The 22,322-nt window shown below is 64.0% G+C and carries 26 protein-coding genes; 14 read left to right on the top strand and 12 right to left on the bottom strand.

From position 1 onward, the window contains the following. Positions 1-277: 277 nt before the first annotated feature. Positions 278-1,093 carry an alpha/beta fold hydrolase gene (locus E2583_RS00435; protein WP_291592133.1) on the top strand — a complete coding sequence of 272 codons (816 nt, stop codon included), beginning with the start codon at positions 278-280 and terminating at the stop codon, positions 1,091-1,093. 108 nt (positions 1,094-1,201) lie between these two features. Here E2583_RS00435 and serA read toward each other — a convergent pair whose 3' ends face one another. Further along, complete coding sequence (gene serA, locus E2583_RS00440; protein WP_291592174.1) at positions 1,202-2,431, bottom strand: phosphoglycerate dehydrogenase; 1,230 nt, start codon at positions 2,429-2,431, stop codon at positions 1,202-1,204. A gap of 237 nt (positions 2,432-2,668) precedes the next feature. Between serA and E2583_RS00445 the strand changes: the two genes are divergently transcribed. From E2583_RS00445 to E2583_RS00465, 5 genes are all read left to right on the top strand, one after another. Further along, positions 2,669-3,706, top strand: coding sequence for a hypothetical protein (locus E2583_RS00445; protein WP_291592134.1), 1,038 nt, complete (start codon positions 2,669-2,671; stop codon positions 3,704-3,706). A 93-nt stretch (positions 3,707-3,799) separates the two neighbouring features. Beyond that, positions 3,800-4,375 (top strand): nitroreductase family protein, encoded by a 576-nt coding sequence (locus E2583_RS00450; RefSeq protein WP_291592135.1) that lies wholly within the window; start codon positions 3,800-3,802, stop codon positions 4,373-4,375. 142 nt (positions 4,376-4,517) lie between these two features. Beyond that, positions 4,518-5,630, top strand: a complete 1,113-nt coding sequence (locus E2583_RS00455; RefSeq protein WP_291592137.1) for an HPP family protein — start codon at positions 4,518-4,520, stop codon at positions 5,628-5,630. Positions 5,631-5,718: 88 nt separating this feature from the next. Next, positions 5,719-5,937 (top strand): hypothetical protein, encoded by a 219-nt coding sequence (locus E2583_RS00460; protein WP_291592139.1) that lies wholly within the window; start codon positions 5,719-5,721, stop codon positions 5,935-5,937. Between the two features lie 86 nt (positions 5,938-6,023). Then, entirely contained in the window at positions 6,024-6,377 is a 354-nt protein-coding gene (locus E2583_RS00465) for a hypothetical protein (RefSeq protein ID WP_291592140.1), read from the top strand. A gap of 11 nt (positions 6,378-6,388) precedes the next feature. Here the strand turns inward: E2583_RS00465 and E2583_RS00470 are convergent, their stop codons facing one another. Both E2583_RS00470 and pyrE read right to left on the bottom strand, forming a co-directional pair. Further along, a complete protein-coding gene (locus E2583_RS00470) occupies positions 6,389-7,054 on the bottom strand; it encodes a DUF4124 domain-containing protein (RefSeq protein ID WP_291592142.1) in 666 nt (221 codons plus the stop codon). Positions 7,055-7,062: 8 nt separating this feature from the next. Further along, on the bottom strand, positions 7,063-7,764 hold the full coding sequence (gene pyrE / locus E2583_RS00475; RefSeq protein WP_291592176.1) for an orotate phosphoribosyltransferase: 702 nt from the start codon (positions 7,762-7,764) through the stop codon (positions 7,063-7,065). A gap of 10 nt (positions 7,765-7,774) precedes the next feature. Between pyrE and E2583_RS00480 the strand changes: the two genes are divergently transcribed. Both E2583_RS00480 and azu read left to right on the top strand, forming a co-directional pair. Continuing rightward, entirely contained in the window at positions 7,775-8,578 is an 804-nt protein-coding gene (locus tag E2583_RS00480; protein WP_291592144.1) for an exodeoxyribonuclease III, read from the top strand. A gap of 196 nt (positions 8,579-8,774) precedes the next feature. Beyond that, positions 8,775-9,230 (top strand): azurin, encoded by a 456-nt coding sequence (gene azu / locus E2583_RS00485; RefSeq protein WP_291592146.1) that lies wholly within the window; start codon positions 8,775-8,777, stop codon positions 9,228-9,230. A gap of 28 nt (positions 9,231-9,258) precedes the next feature. On the opposite strand, the gene E2583_RS00490 is transcribed toward azu, so the two are convergent. Further along, complete coding sequence (locus E2583_RS00490; RefSeq protein WP_291592148.1) at positions 9,259-9,396, bottom strand: hypothetical protein; 138 nt, start codon at positions 9,394-9,396, stop codon at positions 9,259-9,261. Positions 9,397-9,398: 2 nt separating this feature from the next. Beyond that, positions 9,399-9,854, bottom strand: a complete 456-nt coding sequence (locus tag E2583_RS00495; RefSeq protein WP_182285356.1) for an Lrp/AsnC family transcriptional regulator — start codon at positions 9,852-9,854, stop codon at positions 9,399-9,401. 105 nt (positions 9,855-9,959) lie between these two features. On the opposite strand from E2583_RS00495, the gene E2583_RS00500 reads away from it, so the two are divergent. Further along, on the top strand, positions 9,960-10,586 hold the full coding sequence (locus tag E2583_RS00500; RefSeq protein WP_291592152.1) for a LysE family translocator: 627 nt from the start codon (positions 9,960-9,962) through the stop codon (positions 10,584-10,586). Between the two features lie 173 nt (positions 10,587-10,759). On the opposite strand, the gene pntB is transcribed toward E2583_RS00500, so the two are convergent. Together pntB and E2583_RS00510 are read right to left on the bottom strand one after the other, a co-directional pair. Then, positions 10,760-12,175: a Re/Si-specific NAD(P)(+) transhydrogenase subunit beta gene (gene pntB, locus E2583_RS00505; protein WP_291592154.1), complete on the bottom strand. Its 1,416-nt coding sequence runs from the start codon at positions 12,173-12,175 to the stop codon at positions 10,760-10,762. 27 nt (positions 12,176-12,202) lie between these two features. After that, complete coding sequence (locus E2583_RS00510) at positions 12,203-13,846, bottom strand: Re/Si-specific NAD(P)(+) transhydrogenase subunit alpha (RefSeq protein WP_291592156.1); 1,644 nt, start codon at positions 13,844-13,846, stop codon at positions 12,203-12,205. A gap of 339 nt (positions 13,847-14,185) precedes the next feature. Here E2583_RS00510 and E2583_RS00515 point away from each other — a divergent pair, with 339 nt between their 5' ends. The 3 genes from E2583_RS00515 (at position 14,186) to E2583_RS00525 (ending at position 16,619) form a co-directional block, all read left to right on the top strand. After that, on the top strand, positions 14,186-14,824 hold the full coding sequence (locus E2583_RS00515) for an MBL fold metallo-hydrolase (RefSeq protein WP_291592158.1): 639 nt from the start codon (positions 14,186-14,188) through the stop codon (positions 14,822-14,824). 91 nt (positions 14,825-14,915) lie between these two features. Then, complete coding sequence (locus E2583_RS00520) at positions 14,916-15,410, top strand: hypothetical protein (RefSeq protein WP_291592160.1); 495 nt, start codon at positions 14,916-14,918, stop codon at positions 15,408-15,410. Positions 15,411-15,533: 123 nt separating this feature from the next. Then, positions 15,534-16,619 carry a hypothetical protein gene (locus tag E2583_RS00525; protein WP_291592161.1) on the top strand — a complete coding sequence of 362 codons (1,086 nt, stop codon included), beginning with the start codon at positions 15,534-15,536 and terminating at the stop codon, positions 16,617-16,619. Here E2583_RS00525 and E2583_RS00530 read toward each other — a convergent pair. Beyond that, positions 16,616-17,281, bottom strand: a complete 666-nt coding sequence (locus tag E2583_RS00530; RefSeq protein WP_291592163.1) for a pseudouridine synthase — start codon at positions 17,279-17,281, stop codon at positions 16,616-16,618. The two genes, E2583_RS00525 and E2583_RS00530, sit on opposite strands and share 4 nt — an antisense overlap. Before the next feature lie 49 nt (positions 17,282-17,330). Beyond that, positions 17,331-18,245: a LysR substrate-binding domain-containing protein gene (locus E2583_RS00535; RefSeq protein ID WP_291592164.1), complete on the bottom strand. Its 915-nt coding sequence runs from the start codon at positions 18,243-18,245 to the stop codon at positions 17,331-17,333. 77 nt (positions 18,246-18,322) lie between these two features. Here E2583_RS00535 and E2583_RS00540 point away from each other — a divergent pair, with 77 nt between their 5' ends. After that, positions 18,323-18,790: a CidA/LrgA family protein gene (locus E2583_RS00540; protein WP_291592166.1), complete on the top strand. Its 468-nt coding sequence runs from the start codon at positions 18,323-18,325 to the stop codon at positions 18,788-18,790. A 3-nt stretch (positions 18,791-18,793) separates the two neighbouring features. Next, positions 18,794-19,489, top strand: coding sequence for an LrgB family protein (locus E2583_RS00545; protein WP_291592168.1), 696 nt, complete (start codon positions 18,794-18,796; stop codon positions 19,487-19,489). Positions 19,490-19,525: 36 nt separating this feature from the next. Here the strand turns inward: E2583_RS00545 and E2583_RS00550 are convergent, their stop codons facing one another. The 3 genes from E2583_RS00550 to E2583_RS00560 all read right to left on the bottom strand — a co-directional run bounded on the left by E2583_RS00550 (position 19,526) and on the right by E2583_RS00560 (position 22,281). Continuing rightward, positions 19,526-20,554, bottom strand: a complete 1,029-nt coding sequence (locus E2583_RS00550; protein ID WP_291592170.1) for a cyclase family protein — start codon at positions 20,552-20,554, stop codon at positions 19,526-19,528. 60 nt (positions 20,555-20,614) lie between these two features. After that, positions 20,615-21,307 (bottom strand): DsbA family protein, encoded by a 693-nt coding sequence (locus tag E2583_RS00555; protein WP_291592172.1) that lies wholly within the window; start codon positions 21,305-21,307, stop codon positions 20,615-20,617. Positions 21,308-21,399: 92 nt separating this feature from the next. Further along, entirely contained in the window at positions 21,400-22,281 is an 882-nt protein-coding gene (locus E2583_RS00560; RefSeq protein ID WP_291592178.1) for a LysR family transcriptional regulator, read from the bottom strand. Positions 22,282-22,322: the final 41 nt, after the last annotated feature.

Here is a 22,322-nt window from a genome sequence, read left to right on the forward strand (position 1 = left end):
GCCACTGTTCAAGGCCGCAGGCAGCATATGCCTGCGGCCTTGTTGCTTGTCATTGTTCGCCAGCGACCGAAGACGAGTCTCGGCCCGCTCTCTGAAAACCAAGCAGGCATGCGGTCAGAACGAAACACGGGCCAAACAAGCCCCAGGCGCACGCAACACCAGCGCCACCCGCAATCAATTCCTCAAACCGGCGCTTACATAAAGCCGAGGTAAAGCGCACACCAAACCCACACAAATCTGCGCACAATCCGGCGCAGGCCCCATATCTTTGCGCTCCATGTTCTCCAAGCTGATCAAGCCCCTGCTCTGGCTGCTGGCCCTGTGCCTGGCGGCCTACATCTGTATCTGCAGCTACATGTTTGCGCAGCAGCGCCAGATGATTTTTCCGGGGGCCAGCACGCAGGTGGCAGCCGAGAGCACCAATTTTTCGCTGCAGCGCTCCGATGCGCTGCTGCGGGGCTGGCAGATGCACCCGGCGGACGGCCGCAAGGCGCGCAATGCGGTGATCTACTTCGGCGGCAATGCCGAGAACATTGCCCACCGGCGCCAGCAACTGGCGCGCAGCCTGCCGCACAGTGATATCTACATGCTGGCCTACCGAGGCTATGGCGCCAGCGAGGGCGAGCCGACCCAGGAGCTGATGGAACTCGATGCCGCAGCCCTGTTCGACGAGGTCAGGCGCCGGCATCCCCAGCTGCCCATTACCGTGATCGGCCGCAGCCTGGGCACAGGCGTGGCGGCCGCCGTGGCCGATCTGCGCGAGCCGGACCAGCTGGTGCTGGTCACGCCCTTCGACAGCATTCTGAACACGGTGCGCGGCATGTATGGCTGGCTGCCGGTGGAGCTTCTGCTGCGCGACCCCTTCGACTCTGCCGCACATCTGCGCCATTACCGCGGCCCGATACTGGTGCTGCGCGCGGGCCGCGATCAGGTGGTGCGACCCGAGCGCACCGATGCCCTCCTCCACAGCCTCCAGGACAAGGCGGTACAGGTGCAGGCATTTGCCCAGGCGAACCATTCGACCATCTTCCGCGCCAACGGCTTCTGGACGGCCATAGAGCAGTTTGTGGACGGACATCAAAAAGCGGCCTGAGAGACCTCTTTCAGCCCTCCCAGAGCCGGGTCGGCGGCTGGTGGTGCAATGGGCAATCCATGCAAAAAGGAGACCGAGGTCTCCTTTTTGCGTTCAGCGGCCCGGGCCTCAGAACAGCACGCGGCAGCGGATGGTGCCCGCAATCTGCGCGAGCTTTTCCAGCGCCAGCGCCGAGGACCTGGCGTCGATATCGATCACCACGTAGCCCACTTTCTCATCGGTGCGCAGGTACTGGCCCGCGATATTGATGCCGTTGTCGGCAAACACCTGGTTGATGGCCGAGAGAATGCCGGGGCGGTTCTCGTGCACATGCAGGATGCGGTTGTTGCCCGGATGCTCGGGCAGTGCCACTTCGGGGAAGTTGACGGCCGAGGTGGTGGTGCCGTTGTCGCTGTACTTGACCAGCTTCTCCGCCACTTCCAGACCGATATTGGCCTGCGCTTCCATGGTGGAGCCGCCGATGTGCGGCGTGAGAATGACATTGTCCATGCCGCGCAGCGGCGACAGGAATTCGTCCTTGTTGCTCTTGGGCTCCTTGGGGAAGACGTCGATGGCGGCGCCCAGCAGCTTGCCGCTCCTGAGCGACTCGGCCAGGGCCTCGATATCGACCACCGTGCCGCGCGAGGCATTGATGAGAATGCTGCCGGGCTTCATGGCGGCAATCTGGGTCGCGCCCATCATGCCGTTCGTGGAGGCCAGCTCGGGCACATGCAGGGTGACGATGTCGGACTGGGCCAGCAGCTCGTTGAGACCGCTGCTTTGCTGGGCGTTGCCCAGCGGCAGCTTGGTCACCACATCGTGGAAGATGACCTTCATGCCCAGGCCTTCGGCCAGCACCGACAGTTGCGTGCCGATGGAGCCATAGCCGACGATGCCCAGCGTCTTGCCACGGATCTCGAAGGAGTTCTCCGCGCTCTTCTTCCAGCCGCCACGGTGGGATACGGCATTCTTTTCAGGGATGCCGCGCAGCAGCAGAATGGCCTCGCCCAGCACCAGTTCGGCCACGGAGCGGGTGTTCGAGTAAGGTGCGTTGAAGACCACCACACCACGCTCGCGCGCTGCGTTGAGGTCCACCTGGTTGGTGCCGATGCAAAAGCAGCCCACGGCCACCAGCTTCTGCGCGGCGGCCAAAACCTCCTCGGTCAGCTGTGTGCGCGATCGGATGCCCACAAAATGAACGTCGGCGATCTTGCGCTTGAGCTCCTCACCGTCCAGCGCACCGGTCAGCGCCTCCACATTGGTATAGCCCGCGTCATGCAGCACCTTGAGCGCTGAGGGGTGAATGCCCTCGAGCAGCAAAAACCTGATCTTCGATTTATCCAGCGACGTCTTGCCCATGATCCAGCCTCGATCCATCAAAACTCCATTACAGCGGTTTCGTAATTCCGTTACGGCATCTGGGTGCATCGCACCCCGGACCGCCAGCCGCCGGAAAACGGCATGACATCGGGTCACAGCATCTGTAACAAATTAAGACTTTCCGATTCGCTTTCTACAATCGCGATCATTCACGCGCTTCAAATTTCATAGTTGCAAGCGCATACCAATCAAGCTTTTTCCAAGGATTTGCTGCCTATGCTGACCCTCCTGCGCCGCGCAGAAGATTTGCTGATTCAAGTTCTGCGTCTTGTCCTGCTGGCTTTCTCCATCTTCGTACTGTTTGGCATGGGCCACTGGATCTGGGACCACTACAAGCCCAAGAAGCCCGATAGCGCCACGGCTGGCGCCGCGGCGCTGAACTGGAAGGATGCGCCCTACGACCTCAAGTACATGGAAGAAGAGACCGGGCGCGACCTGAGCGGCCTCGGCAATGCCGTACCCATGGAAAAGCGCCTGGCCGACCCTGCACTGCGCCCCGACTTCCGCAAGGCCGACGGCCTGCTGCGCGGCTTCATCTACAGGGATGCGGCAGCGCGCAAGCGCGTGGAAGCGGAAAACAACAGCCAGGGCCTGGATCCTGTCCACCCCCTGCTCAAGGGCGATGCCCTGCCCTCGGCCGACGATGTCAACCGCCAGATCAAGATGCGCGAGGCACGTGAGAACTCCTGCTGTGACAAGGAGGCCGCCGACGCGGCCGCTGCCGAGGTGGACGCCGCCTGGACAGCTCGCCGCATCTCGCTGACCCGCGAGGACCGGATGGCGCGTGCCGCGGCAGACGCGGCAGCCGATGCCGCGATGGCGGCTGCCGCCGAGGCTTCGGGCGAAGATGCCATGCGGATGGATCCGGTGAACCTGGCTTCCGAAATCAACGACCGTGCCCAGGCGGCCGAAACGGAGCATGGCGAGGGATCTTATGCGGCCTACCTCAAGGGACTGCCTGCGGCGCTGGAGAAGGTGCTGGGCAACGAAAGTCTGGCCAAGAAGCTGCAACAGCAATCCGCCCCGCAGATCGTCAACACCTTGCTGACCAACTACACGCTGTCCTTCGACCGCACGGCGGCCAAGCTGCGTGGCGACAACCCCGATGAGGAAAAGTGGGAGTTTCTGGGCATGGACACCGCCTTTGCCACGCTGCTGATCTCCTGCCTGGTGATGGTGATGATGGCGCTGGTGATGTTCCGCATGGAACGCCATCTGCGCGGCATCGGCACGCAACCGGATCAAAAGTCCTGATCTCCCGGCTGCGGCACAGGAGCCGGAGCTTGCGCTATCGTTTCGGGCCCGCCTCTGCTGCGCAGACGGGCCCGTTTCTTTTGAGAGATCACCATGAGCACCACCCGTAGCACCACCGTCCCCGTTCACACGCAATTCATCGAGCGCATGTCGCCGCGTGCCTTTGTCCCCGAAGCGCTGAGCACCACCCAGATCGAGCAACTGGTGGAAGCCGCCCGCTGGGCGCCTTCGGCCAGCAACAGGCAACCCTGGCACTTTGCCTACGCCCTGCGCGGTGATGCAAACTGGCAGGCGTTCTCGCAGATTCCCAACGAAGCCAACCGCCGCTGGTGCCTGAATGGCGGCGCACTGATCGTGCTGCTGTCAGACAAGCAGGCCTCGGCCGCCAAGCACAGCTTCGATGCGGGCTGCGCCTGGGGCTATCTGGCACTGCAGGCCCATGCCATGGGCCTGGCAACGCACGCCATGGGCGGCTTCTCGGCGGAAGAAGCCCGCAAGGTGCTGAATCTGCCGGAGCACCTGGTGCCCGAATGCGTGATTGCCGTCGGCCGCCGCGCCGATGCGGCCACCCTGCCCGACGACCTGCGCGAGCGCGAGCTGCCCTCGGGTCGCAAACCGCTGGCAGAAGTGCTGAGCGCCGGAGCCGTTCAAGCCGCTGCAACCACCTGAAGCGGAGCCTATCCCGCCAAAGCTCCACCGCTCACCCTGTGGAGCTTTTTTTGACAGAATTGCCGCATTAATCAATACAACATTGCGGGAGCAGCTATCAAATTTGCGCCCGTCGCCTGAGACTATGTCCGTCCTGCAAACAATGTGGCAACGCCTGGGGCCCGTGGCCTCGCGCCCTTCATGGAAGGAGCTGGTTCGCGCCAGCATCGGTGCCGGCCTGGGACTGGCCCTGGCCGGTATCCTGGTGGGCCTGGTGGAGCATTTCTTTCCGCGCACGCTGTTTCTGTTCGCACCGCTGGGCGCCACCGCCGTCCTCGTGTTCGCCGTGCCCAGCAGCCCGTTGGCCCAGCCCTGGAACTGTGTGGTCGGCAACACCGTGCCAGCGCTCTACACCTTGCTGCTGCTGTGGGCATTTCCCATGCTGTCCCAGACCTCGCTGGCCGCGCTGGCCGTGGCGGGTGCCATCGCCCTGATGCTGCTGCTGCGCGCGCTGCACCCGCCGGGCGGCGCCGTGGCCTTGCTGACGGTGCTGGCTGCGGCCCAGATGGCGCCGCTGGGCTGGCATCTGCTGATTCCCATGGCCGTGCTCTCGGGCGTTCTTGCAGCCGTGGGCGTGCTCTATCACCGCGCCTGTGGCAGACCCTATCTGCACCAGCCGCCCCAGGCCGCCAAAACCCAGCGCCCCACCACGCGACTGGCGCTGAGCGAGCAGGATCTGGAGCTACTGCTGCAGCGCTTTGATCAAAGCTACAACCTGACCCCTGAAGACCTGGGCGAGCTGCTGGCCGCCGCCGAGGAAGAAGCCATCAGACGCCGCCTGTCCAGCGTGAACTGCGGCACCGTCATGTCGTCCCGGCTGGTGACCGTGGGCCCCCAGACTCCGCTGGAAGAGGTCGCGGACCTGTTCCACCGTCATCTGGTCAAAAGTCTGCCGGTGGTCGATGCGCAGGGTGAGCTGATCGGCCGCGTGCTGCGTGCCGACCTGTTCGACTGGCTCTGGCAGGACCATCGCTCGCGCCAGCAACAGAATTTCTGGCAACGCCTGCGCAGCCGCCCGCCCAAGGTGCAGTCCGTGGCCGAGGAGCTGATGCGCGCGCCCGAGATGAGCGTGCAGGAAGACACGCCCATGGGGGATCTGCTGCACGAGCTGGCATCGCACAGCGTGCAGTTCATTGCCGTGCTGCGTGGCAAGACCCTGGTCGGCGTCATCACGCGTTCCGACGTGATCCGCACCTTGCTCTCCATGAATCCATAGCCCTGGGGCAAAGCCCTCTTGCCTGACCCGGCATGCTGGATAAACTATGGGCAGTAGTGGTTTGATTGCCCGAAAAGGAGTTGCTGCCATGGACGCCGTGTTCACCCCCAACCTCGACAAGCTGCGCAACATCGTTCAAAGCTTTGGCGCCAATTCCTTTACCGCGACACAGGTGGCCACGGAGTATGAGGGCAGCGCTGCCAGCAGCGAAGTCACCAAGACCTTCGAGGAACTGCTCGCCCACCACGCCATCCTGCTCGGCATCCAGCCGGTTCCCGGCCATCATGTGGTCTGGCGAGCGAACTGAGCCGCTGACGCTCCGATCCAGGCACGCCCACTTCGGTGGGTTTTTTCTTTTCCGCCGCATGACGCCCTGGGCTAAAGTGCGGCGCCATGTCGCTGATTCCTCTTTTCCTCTGGTTGCCGCTGTCCGTCGCGGCCTGCGTGCTGCCGGTACTGGCTGCGATGGGCTGGCTTTGGCGCACGGCCCTGCACGTTCCGGCCGACAGCCGTGACGGCCGTCCCGTGCGCCACATGGCCGCCATCGGCAACGCAGGCCTGCTGCTGTGGCTGGTCTATGGACTGTTCAAAGCTTATGGGGCGCTGTGGCAGGCCGATGCACTGCTGATCATGGCCCAGGCATCGCTGCTGGTGCAGATGCCGTTGATCATCGCCGCAGTGGCCTGGATTGCGGCCCTGCTGCTGGGCCGCGTCATGGCCATGCACAAGGGAGCGCACGAGGACTGAGGACGCGAGCCTCAGTGCGCGCGCGGTGCGGGCGCAGGGAGGTCTGCCCACAACCTGCGCAGCTGCTGCAGCTCGGTATCGAAGCGCTGGTTGATGCGCTGCTTTTCCTCTTCCTGCTGCCTGATGAAACGCTGCTGCTCGGCCTGGGACTCCGTGTTGTCGTCCAGCTGGCGGCGCAGATGGGCGGGGGCCTTCTTCGGATCGTTCTGATAGAACTCCAGCTCGGTATTGAGCTTGCGGCGACGCTCCTTGAGATCCGCATCCCTTTGCTGCGCCACGCCGATCACATCGTTGACCTGGGCGATGGCCTCGGCTCTTGCGGCATCATGCACGCCCTGGTTCGGGAAACGCGCCAGCATCGCGCGCTCACGCGAGCGCTCCTCGCGCAAGCGCTGCTGCTCGGCCTGATCCTGGCGGCGCCTGGCCTCCAGCGCACTGCGCTCCTGCTCGGTCAGCGTAGGGCCCACGCGGCGCAGTTCGACCCCCGTGTTGCCGAGCACACGCTGCTCACGATCGGCGCAGGAGGCAATCGGCCTGTCGGCCGTGATGCGCCTCCCGCTGGCATCCGTGCAGGCATAGATACCGCCACCGGTGACCTGGGCATGAGCCGGCATGGCCCCAGCCCAGAGGGCAGCAATCACATACAAACTCAGTCTTGCATGCCGGGCCTGCTTCATTTGCGTGTTTATTCCTTGTCTTCGACGCCATAACGCTGGCGGTAGGCCAGCACGCGCTCGTGGTGCTCGGAGCCGTCCTCCCCGCCTTGCTGCTCGAGATAAAGCAACAAATCGGCCAGCTTGGCAATCGCGCACACCTGCATGCCCAGCTGGTTGCGCACATATTGCACGGCACTGTGCGCCACGTCCTGACCATTCTCTGTCGCCATTTCCTGGCGATCCAGAGCGATGGCCACGGCATGAGGCAGGGCACCGGCGGCCTTGATGATAGCAATCGACTCGCGCGCTGCCGTGCCGGCCGACATCACGTCGTCAATGATCAGCACCCGGCCCTTGAGCGGGGCGCCCACCAGGGTGCCGCCTTCGCCATGGTCCTTGGCTTCCTTGCGGTTATAGGCAAAAGGAACATTCTTGCCCTGGCGTGCCAGTTCCACCGCCACCGTGGCGGCCAGGGGGATGCCCTTGTAGGCAGGGCCGAAGACCATATCGAACTCCATGCCGCTGGCCAGAATGGCTTTTGCATAGAATTCAGACAGACGGGCCATCTTGGCCCCATCGTCGAACAGGCCGGCATTGAAGAAGTACGGGCTGATGCGCCCGGCCTTGGTCTTGAATTCACCAAAACGCAGCACGCCCGCATCAACGGCAAACTGCACGAAATCCTGCGCCAGACGGTCTGCACCGCCCATTGGCTTCTCACTCACCACCATGGATTCATCCTTGTTCAAATTAACCAGCCTCAACCTCAACGGTATCCGCTCTGCCACGACCAAAGGCGCCGAAGCCTGGATCGAAGCCACTGCGCCGGATTGTATTTGTGTCCAGGAAATCAAGGCCCAGGCTTCGGATATGGCCGGGCGCTTCGAGGTGTTGGCCGGCATGAAAGGCTATTTCCACTTTGCCGAAAAGAAGGGCTATTCGGGCGTGGGGGTCTACACCCGCCACGAGCCCAGCGATGTGGTCGTGGGCTTCGACATCGAGGAATTCGATGCCGAAGGCCGCTATGTCGAAACCCGTTTCGACACCCCCGGCCGCAAACTCTCCATCATCAGCGCCTACTTTCCCAGCGGCAGCTCGGGCGAGCTGCGTCAGGAGGCCAAGTTCCGCTTTCTGGCCAAGATGCACCGTCACCTGATGCAACTCAAGGCAGAGCGCGACTTCGTGCTCTGCGGCGACATCAATATCGCGCACCAGCAGGCCGACCTCAAGAACTGGCGCGGCAACCAGAAGAACAGCGGCTTCCTGCCCGAAGAGCGCGACTGGATGACCAAGCTGCTGCACAAGACCGAGATCAGCGGCGGCCTGGTGGACGTGTATCGCCAGCTCCAGCCCGACACCACGGATGCCTGCTACACCTGGTGGAGCAACCGGGGACAGGCCTACGCCAACAACGTGGGGTGGCGGCTGGACTACCACCTCGCTACACCGGCGATCGCGGCCCTGGCACGCACCGAGTCCATCTACAAGGGCCAGAAGTTCTCCGACCACGCGCCCATCACCATCGGCTACGACATGGCGATCTGAGGCACGCATGCAACGCAGGCAGTGAACGCCAGCACGCACGGCGAATTGAGTTAGCGCAAGGTGCAACAGTACAACCCATGCGAGCATGCGTTGTACTGAGCCGGCTGGGCAGGATTCCGAAAGAATGAAATGCGGAACCTGGATGGCGAGAAGGCCGCAGCGGTTCCCATTTCGCTTTGAGGAAAAGGAATAGCCAATGAAAAAGATTCTGACAACCCTGGCCCTGTGTGCCGTCGCTGCCCAGAGCGCACCGGCCATGGCGGCCGGCTGCGAAGCCGTCGTTGAAAGCAACGACGCCATGCAGTTCAATGTCAAAAACATCGATGTGCCCAAGTCCTGCAAGAAGTTCAGCGTGACTCTCAAGCATGTGGGCAAGATGCCCAAGACCGCCATGGGCCACAACATCGTGGTCAGCACCTCGGCCGATATGCAGCCCGTGATCACCGACGGCATGGCCGCCGGCGCAGCCGCCGACTATGTGAAGGCCGGCGATGCACGCGTGCTGGCGCATTCCAAGCTCATCGGCGGCGGCGAGACCACCAAGTTCGATATCGACGTGGCCAAGCTCAAGGCTGGCACGGACTACGCCTTCTTCTGCAGCTTCCCCGGCCACTCGGCCCTCATGAAGGGTTCGCTCAAGCTGGGTTCCTGATCCGGAAATTCTATTTTTTTAGTAGCTGCTAGCGCTTTCTTTCAAAGGTTTTCAGATATATAAATACCTGAAAACCTTGATAAGAAAGCGCAATTAGCTTCTGAATTAATAGCAAATCTGGCTGACCCAAAGCGCCTGTGACGAAAGTCACCGGCGCTTTTTTCATGGCTACTCCATCGCCGAAGTCAGCGGCCTGTTGCTCACCACATGCTTCATGACCAGCGTGGACGTCATGCGCAGCACGCCGGGCAGCCGGGTCAGATGCTCGTCATACAGCCGCTGATAGGCCGGCAGATCGCGCACCACGACCTGCAGCAGGTAGTCCGGGTCGCCAAACAGGCGCTGGGCCTGCACCACATTGTCGAGCCGGGCCACGGCGTCCTCGAACGCGGGCACGGACTTGCTGTCCTTGAGGGTGACAAAGACCAGCGACGAAAAATCCAGCCCCAGCGCCGCGGGGTCCAGCTCGGCGCGGTAGCCGCGAATCACGCCCGACTCCTCCAGCGCACGCACACGCCGGTGGCAGGGAGACAGGCTCAGACCCACCTGCTCGGCCAGCTCGGTCACCGTGAGGCGGCCATTGTTCTCGAGCGCAGCAAGAATTTTTCGATCCAGCGAGTTCACGGGGCAATTTCTTCCAATTCCAAGCCGATCGACGGCGAATATTGAGAGCACATTCTCGCTCCTCTTCCCTATTCTCTCGGCATCAACGCTTTTCGAGGGAATTTCGTGTCCTACGCCGCCCTGACTGCCTTCTGGGCCGTCTCCTTTCTTCTGGTGCTCACGCCCGGGGCCGACTGGGCCTATGTGATCTCGGCCGGTCTGCGCGGCCGGCGACTGGTGCTGCCTGCCACGCTGGGTCTGGCCTGCGGCGCGCTGCTGGCCACGCTGGCGGTAGCTGCGGGCGTAGGCGCCCTGGTCGCACGCAACCCGGCCCTGCTGACCGCCTTGACGGCCACCGGAGCCCTGTACCTGGCCTGGCTGGGCGTGGGCCTGTGGCGCAGCCCGACCTCCATCAGCACCGCCGCAGATGCCGAGACCGGCACGCGCTGGCACTGGACGGTCAAGGGAGCCAGCGTCAGCGGCCTCAACCCCAAGCAGCTTTTGCTGCTGCTGGCCCTGCTGCCGCAGTTTGTGCAGCCCGGCGACAGCTGGCCGGTGTTTGCGCAAATCATGGTGCTGGGAGCTGTCCACGCCGCCAGCTGTGCCGTGGTCTACTTCGGCGTGGGCTGGGGCTCGCAAAGCGTGCTGCGCTCGCGCCCCGCCGCCGCGCTGGCGGTCTCGCGCCTGTCGGGCTCGCTGATGCTGGCGATCGCCACCGTGCTGCTGGGCGAGATCGCCGTCCAGCATCTCTGAAAGAAACAATGCCTGCGGCCGAACACCGCAGGCATTTCAGGAACAGGCGTACGCCACGGTACGGGACACTGCCGGGCAAGAGCCGCCTCCCGGCGGGGGCTATGCCCAGTCGAAGATGTCGTCCCCTCCCCGATTGCGACGCAGAGCGCTTCAGGGGCAGTTGCCCCGTTTCATCAGCTCTTCAGAGCGCCTAGCACCTCGTCGAGCATCTTCTTGGCATCGCCGAACAGCATGCGGTTGTTGTCCTTGTAGAACAGCGGATTGTCCACACCCGCATAGCCGGAGGCCATGGAGCGCTTCATCACGATGGAGGTCTTGGCCTTCCACACTTCCAGCACCGGCATTCCGGCGATGGGGCTCTCGGGGTCGTCCTGCGCCGCAGGGTTCACGATGTCGTTCGCGCCGATGACGATGGCCACATCGGTCTCGGGGAAGTCTTCGTTGATCTCGTCCATCTCCATCACGATGTCGTAGGGCACCTTGGCCTCGGCCAGCAGCACGTTCATGTGACCGGGCATGCGGCCCGCCACCGGATGGATGGCAAAGCGCACGGCGACGCCTTTTTCGCGCAGGGTCCGGGTGATTTCGTTGACCGTGTGCTGGGCCTGGGCCACGGCCATGCCGTAGCCGGGCACGATGATGGCGCTCTTGGCTTCGCGCAGCAGCTCGGCCGTCTCAACCGCGCTGACGGGCGCCACTTCGCCCTGGGGCTCGGCAGCCGCAGCGGCACCGCCCTTCCTGGCCGGCGCGCCGGAGCCGAAGCCGCCCGCAATCACGCTTATGAAGTTGCGGTTCATGGCCTGGCACATGATGTAGCTCAGGATGGCACCCGAAGAGCCCACCAGCGCGCCCGTGACGATCAGCAGGTCATTGCCCAGCATGAAGCCGGTGGCCGCCGCCGCCCAGCCCGAGTAGCTGTTGAGCATGGACACCACCACGGGCATGTCGGCGCCACCGATGGCCATGACCATGTGCACGCCGAACAGCAGCGCAATCACGGTCATCACGACCAGCGGCAGCATGCCGTCAGCCACGGTTTCGGCATGCAGAAATTCACGGCCGAACCAGACCACCACCAGCAGCGCGAGCAGATTGAGCCAGTGGCGTGCGGGCAGCAGCAGCGGCTTGCCGCCGATCCTGCCGTTGAGCTTGCCAAAGGCAATCAGCGAGCCCGAGAAGGTGACGGCGCCGATCAGGATGCCCACGTAGATTTCCACCTCGTGAATGGCTTTTTCTGCGCCAGCGAGCTGGATGGAGGTGTCGACATAGCTGGCAAAGCCCACGAGACAGGCCGCCAGGCCGACCAGGCTGTGCATGAGAGCGACCAGCTCGGGCATCTGGGTCATCTTCACGACCTTGGCCGCATACAGGCCGACGCCGCCACCGACCACCAGCGCGCCGACGATCCAGGCGATGCCGCCGGCATCGACACGCGGGCCGAACACGGTAGCCAGCACGGCCAGCGCCATGCCGACCATGCCGAACAGATTGCCGCGGCGCGAGGTTTCGGGGTTCGACAGGCCGCCGAGACTGAGAATGAACAGAATGGCAGCCCCCAGATAGGCCACCGTTGCAAGACTTTGGGACATGGTGTTTCTCTCTTGTGCTGCTTCTTCTTATTTGCGGAACATGGCCAGCATGCGGCGTGTCACGGCAAAGCCGCCAAACATATTGACTGCAGTCAACACCAGCGCGGCAAAGGCCAGCCAGCGAATCAGTTCATCCGGACGGCCCGTGCCTGCCGTGCCCGGCGGCGCAATCTGCACCAGCGCGCCAATGGCGATGATGCTGGAGATGGCGTTGGTCACGCTCATCAGCGGCGTGTGCAGCGCAGGCGTCACATTCCACACCACCATGTAGCCGATGAAGCAGGCCAGCACGAAGACCGTGAAATGCCCCAGGAAGGCCCCCGGCGCATAGGCACCGATGAACCAGAAGGCCAGCGCGGCAATCGCAAAAATAACGGCCAGGGTCTTGGCCGGCAGCGGGCCGGAGGCGCCGTGCCCATGGCCGCTTTTCTTCTGCTCCACCACAGCCGCAGCGGGCTTGGGGGCAGGCTTGGGTGCCTGGGCAATGGGCGGAGCAGGCCAGGTGATTTCGCCGTCCTTGACCACGGTCAGGCCGCGAATCGCATCGTCCTCCATATTCACCACGGCCACGCCATCCTTGGCCTTGCACAGCTCTTCCGTCAGGCGCAGCAAATTGGTCGCATACAGTGTGGACGACTGCTTGGCCAGGCGCGATGCGAGGTCGGTGTAGCCGATGATGGTCACACCGTGGCGCACCACCGCCTCGCCCGGCACGGTCAGCTCGCAGTTGCCGCCCTGCTCGGCCGCCATGTCGACGATCACGCTGCCGGGTTTCATGCTCTGCACCATCTCGGCCGTGATCAGCTTGGGCGCCGGTTTGCCGGGAATCAGCGCGGTGGTGATGATGATGTCGGCCTCACGGGCCTGCTGGGCATACATCTGGCGCTGCGCGGCCTGGAAGCCTTCGCTCATCACCTTGGCATAGCCACCGCCGCCGGCACCGTCTTCTTCGTAATCGACCTTGACGAACTCGCCGCCCAGCGAAGTGACCTGATCGGCCACCTCGGCACGCGTGTCGTTGGCGCGCACGATGGCGCCCAGGTTGGCGGCCGTGCCGATGGCCGACAGACCGGCCACGCCAGCGCCTGCAATGAAGACCTTGGCCGGGGGCACCTTGCCTGCGGCGGTGATCTGGCCGTTGAAATAGCGGCCGAAGGCATTGGCAGCCTCGATCACGGCGCGGTATCCGGAGACACCGGCCATCGAGGTCAGTGCATCCATTTTCTGCGCACGGCTCAGCGTGCGGGGCAGGGAGTCAATCGCCAGCACCGTCACCTTCCTGGCCGCCAGTTGCTGCATCAGATCGGGATTCTGGGCCGGCCAGATGAAGTCGATCAGGATCTGGCCCTCGCGCATCGAGGCGACTTCTGCAGGGGTCGGCGGCCGTACCTTGAAGATGATGTCGGCAGCGGCCCAGACCGCCGCCGCCGTGGGCAGCACCTCGGCTCCCGCTGCGCGATACGCCTCATCGCTGAAGTTGGCGGCATCACCGGCGCCCGATTCGATGGCGACCGAAAAACCCATCTTGACGAGTTTTTCGACCACATCGGGCACGGTGGCCACGCGCTTTTCCAGCGCAAAGGTTTCCCGCGGGATGCCGATGCGCTGGGCGTCACCACGCTGGGCGTCACCACGCTGGGCGCTGGTGGGCTGGTTGGAAGCGGCAGACATGAAGAGTCTCCTGGAGTTTAAAAACGGGTTCTCTCCAGGCCGACCGGCCCCGCCCATCCGCTGGCGGGTGATCCATGCTTTGCATGGGTGTTGGCACGGCCTGAACGATCTTGAAACTGTGTCGGGCCGCCTCCCGAGAAGCGACTGCCCGCTGCCTTGCAGCACAAATACGTTGTAGCAGCCCGCACCAAAATGGGGCACTCGCATCCATGCTAGCTCATATGAGGGATGACGCCAGAATCTGAGCGGGCATTTTTGATGCGCGTGTCATGCCGTGTCATGCTTGCGGGGTTCGCTGACCGCGAGACTACGCAAACGACCGAAAAATACAAGTCACCCATGTTGCAATATCACACCGTCCCCGTCACCGCCTTTCAACAGAACTGCTCTCTCGTCTGGTGCGACCAGACGATGGATGCGGCCGTCATCGACCCCGGCGGGGATATCGAGCAGATCGAGTGGGAGGTCGAGCGCCTGGGGCTGAATCTCAAGGCCATCTGGATCACCCACGCCCATATCGACCATGCCGGCGGCACCAGCGAGCTGGCGGCCAAACACGCCTTGCCCATCATCGGCCCGCATGAGGGCGATCAATTCTGGATCGACGGCCTGCCCCAGCAGGGTGCCATGTTCGGCTTCCCCCATTCCGAGCCCTTCGTACCGACGCGCTGGCTGCACGACGGCGATACGGTGAGCATCGGCCGGGAAACGCTGAACGTGCGTCACTGCCCGGGTCACACACCCGGTCATGTGGTGTTCCACTCGCCGCAGATCGACCGTGCCTTTGTCGGTGATGTACTGTTCGCGGGCAGCATCGGCCGCACGGACTTCCCGCAGGGCAACCATCAGCAGCTGATCGACTCCATCGTGCAGCGCCTGTGGCCGATGGGAGACCAGACGGTCTTCATCCCCGGGCATGGACCGGAAAGCAGCTTCGGCCGCGAGCGCAAGCTGAACCCCTATGTCAGCGGGACCTGAGGACTGACGGCCGGCTCTTGCGGATTCATGCCTTCCGTAGCAGCATGCACCTGTCACGCATTTTGTGACGCCATCAATTGGGGGAGTTCGTATGCGCAACTTATGGAAGGCCTGCCTGGCTTCGGCCCTGGTCAGCAGCTCATTGATCAGCCTGGCTCAGGCTCCGGCAGCGGCGCCTGCCGCACCAGCCGCCAAAACGGCCCCCCTGCCCGCCAAGCCGGCGGCAGAGCCGGCAACGAAGGCAGCCCCGGCCCCTGCCGCGGCCCCTGCGACGGCCAAGGCGGAAATGCAGACCTTTGTCTGCAAGGATGGCTCCACCATGAGCGCAGCATCCTCCAAGGGGGCTTGCTCGGGCCGCAAGGGCATTGACCAGGCGGCCACGGCCAAGGCAGCTGCGGGCGCCAAGCCGGCTGCGACCGCTGCCCCCGGCGGCGGTGCAGGCAAGGTCTGGGCGAACGAGGACAGCAAGATCTATCACTGCCCCGGCACCCGTTACTACGGCACGACCAAGAACGGCAAGTACATGAGCGAGGCCGATGCCAAGGCCGCCGGCATGCACGGCGCCAACAACAAGACCTGTAGCTGATCCTGCGGCCTTCAAGCATCGCGCCGACCTGCATCTGCAGGCGGCGCTTTTTTATGCAAAACAGACTCAAGCGCTTTACCATCAATCGTTTGAAGCTATCAATTCAAGAGGACAATCGCAGGCATGAACGGGCTGGTCGGACTGGTTTTCTTGATGGCGACAGCCCTGCTGATGTGGGCTTTCTCGGCGCTGCTCGCCAGCATGCTCGCCGGCCTGGCGGTCAGCGCCCTGCTCTGGCTGCCACTGCGCTGGTGGCGGCGCAGACAATGGCGGCGAGCACTGGAACGGAACCCGGCTTCCGACATCCAGCAGCAGGATCCTGGCGTCCTGTTTCATCTGCTGTCCGCAGCCGTGGTGCTGCTGGGATGTGCCGCCGCGCTGACCACCCTGATTCATCTGCCCGACCGCCTTTACTCGCCCGAGCAGCTTTCTCTGATCGGGGGCGTGGTCTTTGCCGCCGCTCTTGCAACGCTGATCAAGCTGAGCGGCAATCTCGTCAGCCTGGGCGAGGATGCCGCTGCCGCTGCCGAGATCAGGGCGGCCTGGTCGCTGGCGGCGGCCATTGTGCCCATGCTGTCCGTGGTCGTCCTGATTTTCTTCGTACCGCATACGGCGGGATGGATGGTCTGGCGCGAGCAATGGCGAGGCTATGACAGCACGCGGCTGCGCATCCCCCTGAAAGACCACCACGCCGAGCAGCAGCAGGCCTTGTTGCAACTGGTCCGCCCGATGCTGGAACAAGGCAGCCGCATTCTCAGTCACCATGCCCGCTCGCGCAGCGGCAGCAGCTATACCCTGAGCGCCGTACTGCCCGCACGCTACCGTTTCCATGAGGGTGCTCTGGAGTTGCAACTGGCAGGTCTGATGCCGCAGGAGCAGCTCGACATGCACCTGCAGGCCCTGGTTTCCGTGGTGGAAGGAGAAGCCGGCAGCCTGCCACTGGCCTATGCCCAATGCCAGCCATCCCCCGACTGGTTGGGCAGACAGCGCTTTTTCGGGCGTGGCCAGCAAGCCCTGCAATCGCTGCGCGAATGCGTGCAGACTCGCCAATCCGAGCTGAAGACCGCTCTTCCATTGCTGCGGGGCAATCTGCAGGAGGTCCAGGTAGGCTGGAGTCGCTTTCGTCCCTGGCCGGCTGTGACGCGCTGGCAGGCAACGGCCTTGCCGGAAGATGAAGATGCGATGCAGCAGCTCGATACCTTGCGCTAGACGGCCGGCAGCACATCCAGCCACTGGCCGGGCTCCAGCCCCTCCACCGAATAAGGTCCTACGGCCATGCGCACCAGCCGCAGCGTGGGGTGGCCGACGGCGGCCGTCATGCGGCGCACCTGGCGGTTCCTGCCCTCGCGGATGACGAGTTCGATCCAGCAGTCCGGAATGTTCTGGCGCACGCGAATCGGCGGGTTGCGCGGCCACATCCGGGGCTGGGGTTCTATCCGGCGGGCCCTGGCGGGCAGGGTCTTGCCGTCGCTCAATTCCACGCCGTCGCGCAGGCGCTGCAACGCGGCCTCGTCAGGCAGGCCTTCGACCTGCACCCAGTAGGTCTTCTCCATCTTGTGGCGCGGGTCGGCAATGCGGGCCTGCAGCTGGCCGTCATTGGTGAGCAGCAGCAGACCTTCGCTGTCGGCATCGAGCCGGCCTGCCACATAGACACCGGGCACGTCGATCCAGTCCTTGAGGCCCTGCCACTTGCCTTCGGGGGTGAACTGGCTGAGCACTCCATAGGGCTTGTGAAAGCACAGCAGGCGCGTGACCTCGGGCCGGGGCGCGGGCTGTCGTACCACCGTGCTGTGGCGCAGGTTGCTGGAGCGATTGGAAGAGAACGGGCGAGGCATGGCTGCGAGCTTAGCAACAAAGGCCAGGACTGACATCAAGCATCAAAAAGCCTTGTATCGCTTACTGGACATACGAATACAGCTATCAGTTTTGAAAATCCGGAAAAGCCGCCCCCAGCAGCGGCTGCGGATACACCTCACGCACGCAGTCCAGCCAGGCCCGGGCCGCGCGCGACAGATAGCCGGGCCGCCACATCAGCGCCACATCCCAGGGGATCTCGGGCTCCACCAAGGGTCGGCTGGCCACGCGCTGCGGGTCGTAGCGCGCGATGACATGCTCGAACATCACGGCCACGCCCACCTGGGCCGCGACCAGATGGCCGATGAAGTCCCAGTAGCGCGTCTGCAGCTTGACCTGGGGCGTGAAGCCCGCCGCCTCGCATTGCTGCAGCACATGCTCGTGCAGTGCAAAGTCCGAGGTATAGAGCACAAACGGCAGATCACGCAGATCGCTCCAGCGCATGGGCTGGCCGGGGTCAGCCACCTGCTGGGCAGGCAGCACCACGCGCGTCTTCTGCCGCGCCACCGTGTAGCGCTCCAGCGCCGGATCGGGGGCCGCGAACAGGCCCAGCGCCATGTCCAGCCTGCCTTCCTGGATCAGCTGGTACTGGGCGCGCGCCCCCTGCTCGTTGACCTGCAGATTCACCCCCGGATAGCGCTGCTGGAACAGCGCGATCACCGGCGCCATGTAGTGGCCCGTGGTGGGCATGATGCCCAGGGACAGCTCGCCGCGCGTGATGTGGTCCACCTCTGCCACCTGCCGCCGCAGCAACTGGGCCTGCTCGAGAATTTCCATCCCACGGTCGTAGACCACCTGCCCGGCATCGGTGAGCTGCACGCCCCGGCCTTCGCGCAACAGCAGGCGGCCGCCGAATTCATCTTCCAGCGCCTTGACCATCTTGCTGATGGTGGGCTGGGTCACATGCAGGGCTTCGGCCGCGCGGGTAAAGCCGTTCTGGCGCACGACCTCGATGAAATAGCGCAGGGCACGCAGGTCCATGACAATTCCTTTTTCGCATGGAAAAAATGAGAATAAGTCATTTTAAGAATATAAGTAAAAACCCTAGAATTTCACCCATGTCACAGATTCCGGAAGCTGCCTCCCCTCGCGTCCAGGGCGGCAGCCATTCCTTTGCCCAGACGCTCTGGCCATTGCTCCAGGCCGCGCTGCAAGTGTGCCTGCTCAGTGCGATCTGGATTGCCATGGATGTGCTGCGCCAGCATTTCGGCTGGAGCATGCCGGCTGGCCTGATCGGTTTCGGCCTGCTTGCGGTGGGGCTGTTCTCGGGCCTGGTCAAGGCGCGCTGGCTGCAAAGCGGCACCAACTGGCTGCTGGCCGAGATGCTGCTGTTCTTTGTACCCGCCATGCTGGTGGTCACCGAATACCCCGACCTGATCCGCCACCAGGGTTTGCGCATCCTGGCCGTCATCGTGGCCAGCACGGCCTGCGTGATGGCCGTGACCGCGCTGGCGGTCGATCGCGTCTACCGCTTCGAGCTGTGGCTGGCAAGGCGCCGGTCCGGCCGCGAAGCCGGCAAGGAGTAAGGCATGCTGTCGAATGAAGTCATCGGTCTGCTCTCGCTGCTGACCACCGTGGCCTGTTACTGGGTCAACAAACGCCTGTACCGCAAGCACCCCCACCCGCTGCTGATGCCCATCGTCGCCACGCCCGTGGTGCTGATCGGCCTGTCGCTGCTGACCCATGTCAGCTACCCGCAGTACATTGCCCAGACCCACTGGCTGGTCTGGCTGCTCGGCCCCACCACGGTGGCATTTGCACTGCCGCTGTACGAGAACCGCAAGCTGCTGCGCAAGCACTGGATGTCGATTGCCACCGGCGTGGTCGTGGCCAGCCTGGTCTCCCTCTCCACCACCATTGCGTTTGCCGATATGTTCGGCCTGTCCGAGGCGCTGCAAAAAGGCCTGGCCGTGCGCAGCATCACGACACCGTTCGCGATCGAGGCCGAGAAAGTGCTGGGCGGTCCCACCGATCTGGCAGCCCTGTTCGTGCTGCTGACCGGCGTCAGCGCCATGCTGCTGGGCGAGACCGTGCTGCGTGTGCTGCCCCGCATCCGCAGCAAGCTGGCCACGGGCGCCAGCTGGGGCGGCGCCGCCCATGGCAGCGGCGTGGCCCGCGCGCGCCAGGCCGGCGAAGTGCAGGCCGTGATGGCATCGCTGGTGATGATGATTGCCGGTGCCGTCAACGTGCTGGCCGCCCCCTGGGTGCGCACATTGTTTTTCTGAGCGGCGCTCGGGGACTGGCTCCGGCAAGCGCCGCTCTCAGCGTACCGGAATGGCGATGGGGCGCAGCGGCGCGGCGTCGCCGCCGCGGATCTTGAGCGGCCCTCCGATGAAGGCGAACTCATAGACCCTGTCGCGCGAGAGTGCGTCCAGGGCCACCAGCTCCATGATGGGTATGCCTTGCTGGGCCAGCAGATAGCTGTGCAGCGGCACATAGTCGTCGTCCACCTCGGAGGGGAAGGTCTCCAGGCTCAGATTGTCGGCGCCGATGATCATGGCACCCGCATCCTCGGCCAGAAAGCGGGCCGCATCCAGACCCAGCCCTGGCGGCTTGGCCATATAAGCCTGGGGGTGCTCGTAGAGCTTCATGCGGCCCGTGCGAATCAGCACGATATCGCCCTTTTGCAGCGTCACGTTCTGGCGGGCCAGCGCCTCCTTGAGGTCCTGGCGCGTGATCCGATACTGGTCGGGCAGCATGTCCAGGCCCTTGGCCGCAGCCACGTCAATCAGCACACCGCGCGCCACCAGTGGCGGGAATTTCTCTATGCCCGTACGCTGCCAGCCACGGTCGCCCAGATGCTCGTCGGCACTGAAGCCGTTCCAGATCCTGCCGCGTATGCCGAAGTGGTTGAGTGCGTCGATGTGCGTGCCCGTATGGCTGTACATGGAGAAAGCCGTGCCCGTGTAGCTGCGCGTGGCATTCATGCTTTTGCCCACATTCATGGGGTCGTCCACCACGGTACCGCGTGGCGTGTGCGTCATCCAGAACTGGTAGTGCGGATCGCCGGCGTCCTGCCAGCTCGGCATGCCCACGTAGTACTCGGTGGCGAGGTCATAGACCTGGCCGCCTGTGATGCGCTGCAGGATGGCAGCACGCGAGGCAGGCGTGATCAAATTCAGACGGCCGATCTCGTCGCCCGGACCCCAGGGGCTGGTGCCCACATCCTGGCCGGCACCGACCGGGAGCGTGTGGCCGCCGTGGGCATGAGCCAGGCCGGAAAACGCTGCTGCCATCGCAAGCAACAGGGAGGGCAAGCGCCGGACACGGGCGCGGAAAGCAAAGTTCATGAGTGTTTCCTAGGAAGCGGTGCACCTTGCGGCGCGAGTGAGAAGGTGAGAGGAAATGGCTTAGCCCACCAGGGCGCGCAGCCGCTCGCGCAGCAGGTCCTGGGGCAGGGTCTGCTGCGTGGGCAGGCCCGGAGCGATGACGCTGGGAATGCTGCGCAGGCCCAGGTGCCGGGCCAGTGCAAGGTCCTGGTGAACCATGTTCAAGGCCTCGGCACTTTCCATGCAGCGTGCAAAAGCATTGCGCTCGAAGCCGGTGTGCGTGGCGATGTCCAGCAGCACCTCGGCGTCGCCTATGTTGCGATGGGCGCTCATATGGGCGTGCTGTATGGCATCGAACAGATTCCAGTGAGCCTCGTCGCCCTCTAGCATCTGAGCGGCCTGGCAGGCCAGTGCGCCGGCCAGGCCGCTGGGGTACTCGAAGCTTTCGCGGCGCATGCCTTCGATGTCGATGCGCTGGGTGTCGTCATGCTGCGCGCAGGCCTCCCAGTGCCCGAGAATGGTTTGCTTGGCCTGCTCCATGGAGCCAAACCTGGCCACCATTTCGGCGCGGGAAGCTTGCAGCACAAAGCTGCGCTGACGTACGCGCAAGCCCAGCTCGCCTGCCACTTGGCGCAGGCGCGGCGACATCACATAGCACCAGCCACAGACCACGTCGTGGAAGAAATCGAGGATGGGGGGCGGCAGCGGGCCGGAGGCGAGATGGGCTGCGGGCTGCGCGGGCGAAGCGCAGGCAAAATCATGGCATTGCGTCATGCTTGTGTCCTTCATGGCTGATGGACCGCAAGCGTAGGGCGCAGGCCTCGCAGGAGTAAGAGGCCTGCGCTTGAGAGACTCTTAATCCGGCGTCAAGAATCGCCGCCCATGGCCGCAGGCAGCTCTTCTGCGAGAAAGTCCACAAAGGCGCGCACCTTGGGCAGCAGGTGGCGTTGCGTCGGGTAGACCACATAGACATGGCGTGGCGGCTCTGCCCAGTCTTGCAGGCTCAATGCCTCCAGCTGGCCCTGAGCGATGGCGGGCCGGGCCAGAAAGGACGGCAGTGCACCGATGCCGAGGCCGGCCACCAGCAGCTGCCGCAACATCAGGCTGTTGTTGACGCTGGCGCGTGCGTCACCCGGTGCCTGCAGGCCGTCATCGGCCTGAGCCAGGCTGTAATTCAGCAGCGCATGGTCGCGCAGCGCTGCCACGCTGGCCGGGCGGCCGTGTTGCTGCAGGTAGGCCGGCGACGCGCACAACATTTGCGACAGCGAGGCCAGACGACGCGCAATCAGTGATGAATCCGCCAGTTCGGCGCTCAGGCGTATGGAGACATCGAATCCCTGGCCCACGGCGTCCACCAGCCGGTCTTCCATGGACAGGTCGATCTGCAACAGCGGGTGGCGCTGCATGAAGCGCGCCAGCAGCGGCGCCAGCGTGCTCAGCGCAAACGACAGCGGCGCGTTCACGCGCAGCCGCCCCGTCACCAGCTGGGACTGGGCCCGCACCGACTGCTCCAGCATGTCAAAGCCATCGAGCAGCCGACAGCATTCGGCGTAGTAGGCCCGGCCGGTATCGGTCAGGCTCATGCGGCGCGTGGTGCGCTGGATCAGCACCGCACCCAGCTGTGCCTCCAGTGCACGCAACTGCTTGCTGAGGGCCGCAGAGGAAAGATCGAGTGCATCGGCTGCCCTGGCGATGCTGCCCAGTTCGACAATGCGCCTGAAGGCGCGCAAAGGGGTGAGCGAATCCATGGAAGAGAAGAGCGAAAAACTGGGCCGCAGCGTAGCAGCTT

It is taken from the genome of Comamonas sp., from assembly GCF_009360615.1.
Lineage (GTDB): Bacteria > Pseudomonadota > Gammaproteobacteria > Burkholderiales > Burkholderiaceae_C > Comamonas.

Coding starts and splice junctions, on each gene's coding strand:
- E2583_RS00525 (WP_291592161.1), top strand. CDS start 15,534: ATGAACGGGCTGGTCGGACTGGTTTTCTTGATGGCGACAGCCCTGCTG.
- E2583_RS00455 (WP_291592137.1), top strand. CDS start 4,518: ATGTGGCAACGCCTGGGGCCCGTGGCCTCGCGCCCTTCATGGAAGGAG.
- E2583_RS00460 (WP_291592139.1), top strand. CDS start 5,719: ATGGACGCCGTGTTCACCCCCAACCTCGACAAGCTGCGCAACATCGTT.
- E2583_RS00540 (WP_291592166.1), top strand. CDS start 18,323: ATGTCACAGATTCCGGAAGCTGCCTCCCCTCGCGTCCAGGGCGGCAGC.
- E2583_RS00535 (WP_291592164.1), bottom strand. CDS start 18,245: ATGGACCTGCGTGCCCTGCGCTATTTCATCGAGGTCGTGCGCCAGAAC.
- azu (WP_291592146.1), top strand. CDS start 8,775: ATGAAAAAGATTCTGACAACCCTGGCCCTGTGTGCCGTCGCTGCCCAG.
- E2583_RS00465 (WP_291592140.1), top strand. CDS start 6,024: ATGTCGCTGATTCCTCTTTTCCTCTGGTTGCCGCTGTCCGTCGCGGCC.
- E2583_RS00555 (WP_291592172.1), bottom strand. CDS start 21,307: ATGACGCAATGCCATGATTTTGCCTGCGCTTCGCCCGCGCAGCCCGCA.
- E2583_RS00490 (WP_291592148.1), bottom strand. CDS start 9,396: ATGAAAAAAGCGCCGGTGACTTTCGTCACAGGCGCTTTGGGTCAGCCA.
- E2583_RS00445 (WP_291592134.1), top strand. CDS start 2,669: ATGCTGACCCTCCTGCGCCGCGCAGAAGATTTGCTGATTCAAGTTCTG.
- E2583_RS00470 (WP_291592142.1), bottom strand. CDS start 7,054: ATGAAGCAGGCCCGGCATGCAAGACTGAGTTTGTATGTGATTGCTGCC.
- E2583_RS00510 (WP_291592156.1), bottom strand. CDS start 13,846: ATGTCTGCCGCTTCCAACCAGCCCACCAGCGCCCAGCGTGGTGACGCC.
- E2583_RS00530 (WP_291592163.1), bottom strand. CDS start 17,281: ATGTCAGTCCTGGCCTTTGTTGCTAAGCTCGCAGCCATGCCTCGCCCG.
- E2583_RS00520 (WP_291592160.1), top strand. CDS start 14,916: ATGCGCAACTTATGGAAGGCCTGCCTGGCTTCGGCCCTGGTCAGCAGC.
- serA (WP_291592174.1), bottom strand. CDS start 2,431: ATGGGCAAGACGTCGCTGGATAAATCGAAGATCAGGTTTTTGCTGCTC.
- E2583_RS00450 (WP_291592135.1), top strand. CDS start 3,800: ATGAGCACCACCCGTAGCACCACCGTCCCCGTTCACACGCAATTCATC.
- E2583_RS00550 (WP_291592170.1), bottom strand. CDS start 20,554: ATGAACTTTGCTTTCCGCGCCCGTGTCCGGCGCTTGCCCTCCCTGTTG.
- E2583_RS00560 (WP_291592178.1), bottom strand. CDS start 22,281: ATGGATTCGCTCACCCCTTTGCGCGCCTTCAGGCGCATTGTCGAACTG.
- pyrE (WP_291592176.1), bottom strand. CDS start 7,764: ATGGTGGTGAGTGAGAAGCCAATGGGCGGTGCAGACCGTCTGGCGCAG.
- E2583_RS00435 (WP_291592133.1), top strand. CDS start 278: ATGTTCTCCAAGCTGATCAAGCCCCTGCTCTGGCTGCTGGCCCTGTGC.
- E2583_RS00545 (WP_291592168.1), top strand. CDS start 18,794: ATGCTGTCGAATGAAGTCATCGGTCTGCTCTCGCTGCTGACCACCGTG.
- pntB (WP_291592154.1), bottom strand. CDS start 12,175: ATGTCCCAAAGTCTTGCAACGGTGGCCTATCTGGGGGCTGCCATTCTG.
- E2583_RS00515 (WP_291592158.1), top strand. CDS start 14,186: ATGTTGCAATATCACACCGTCCCCGTCACCGCCTTTCAACAGAACTGC.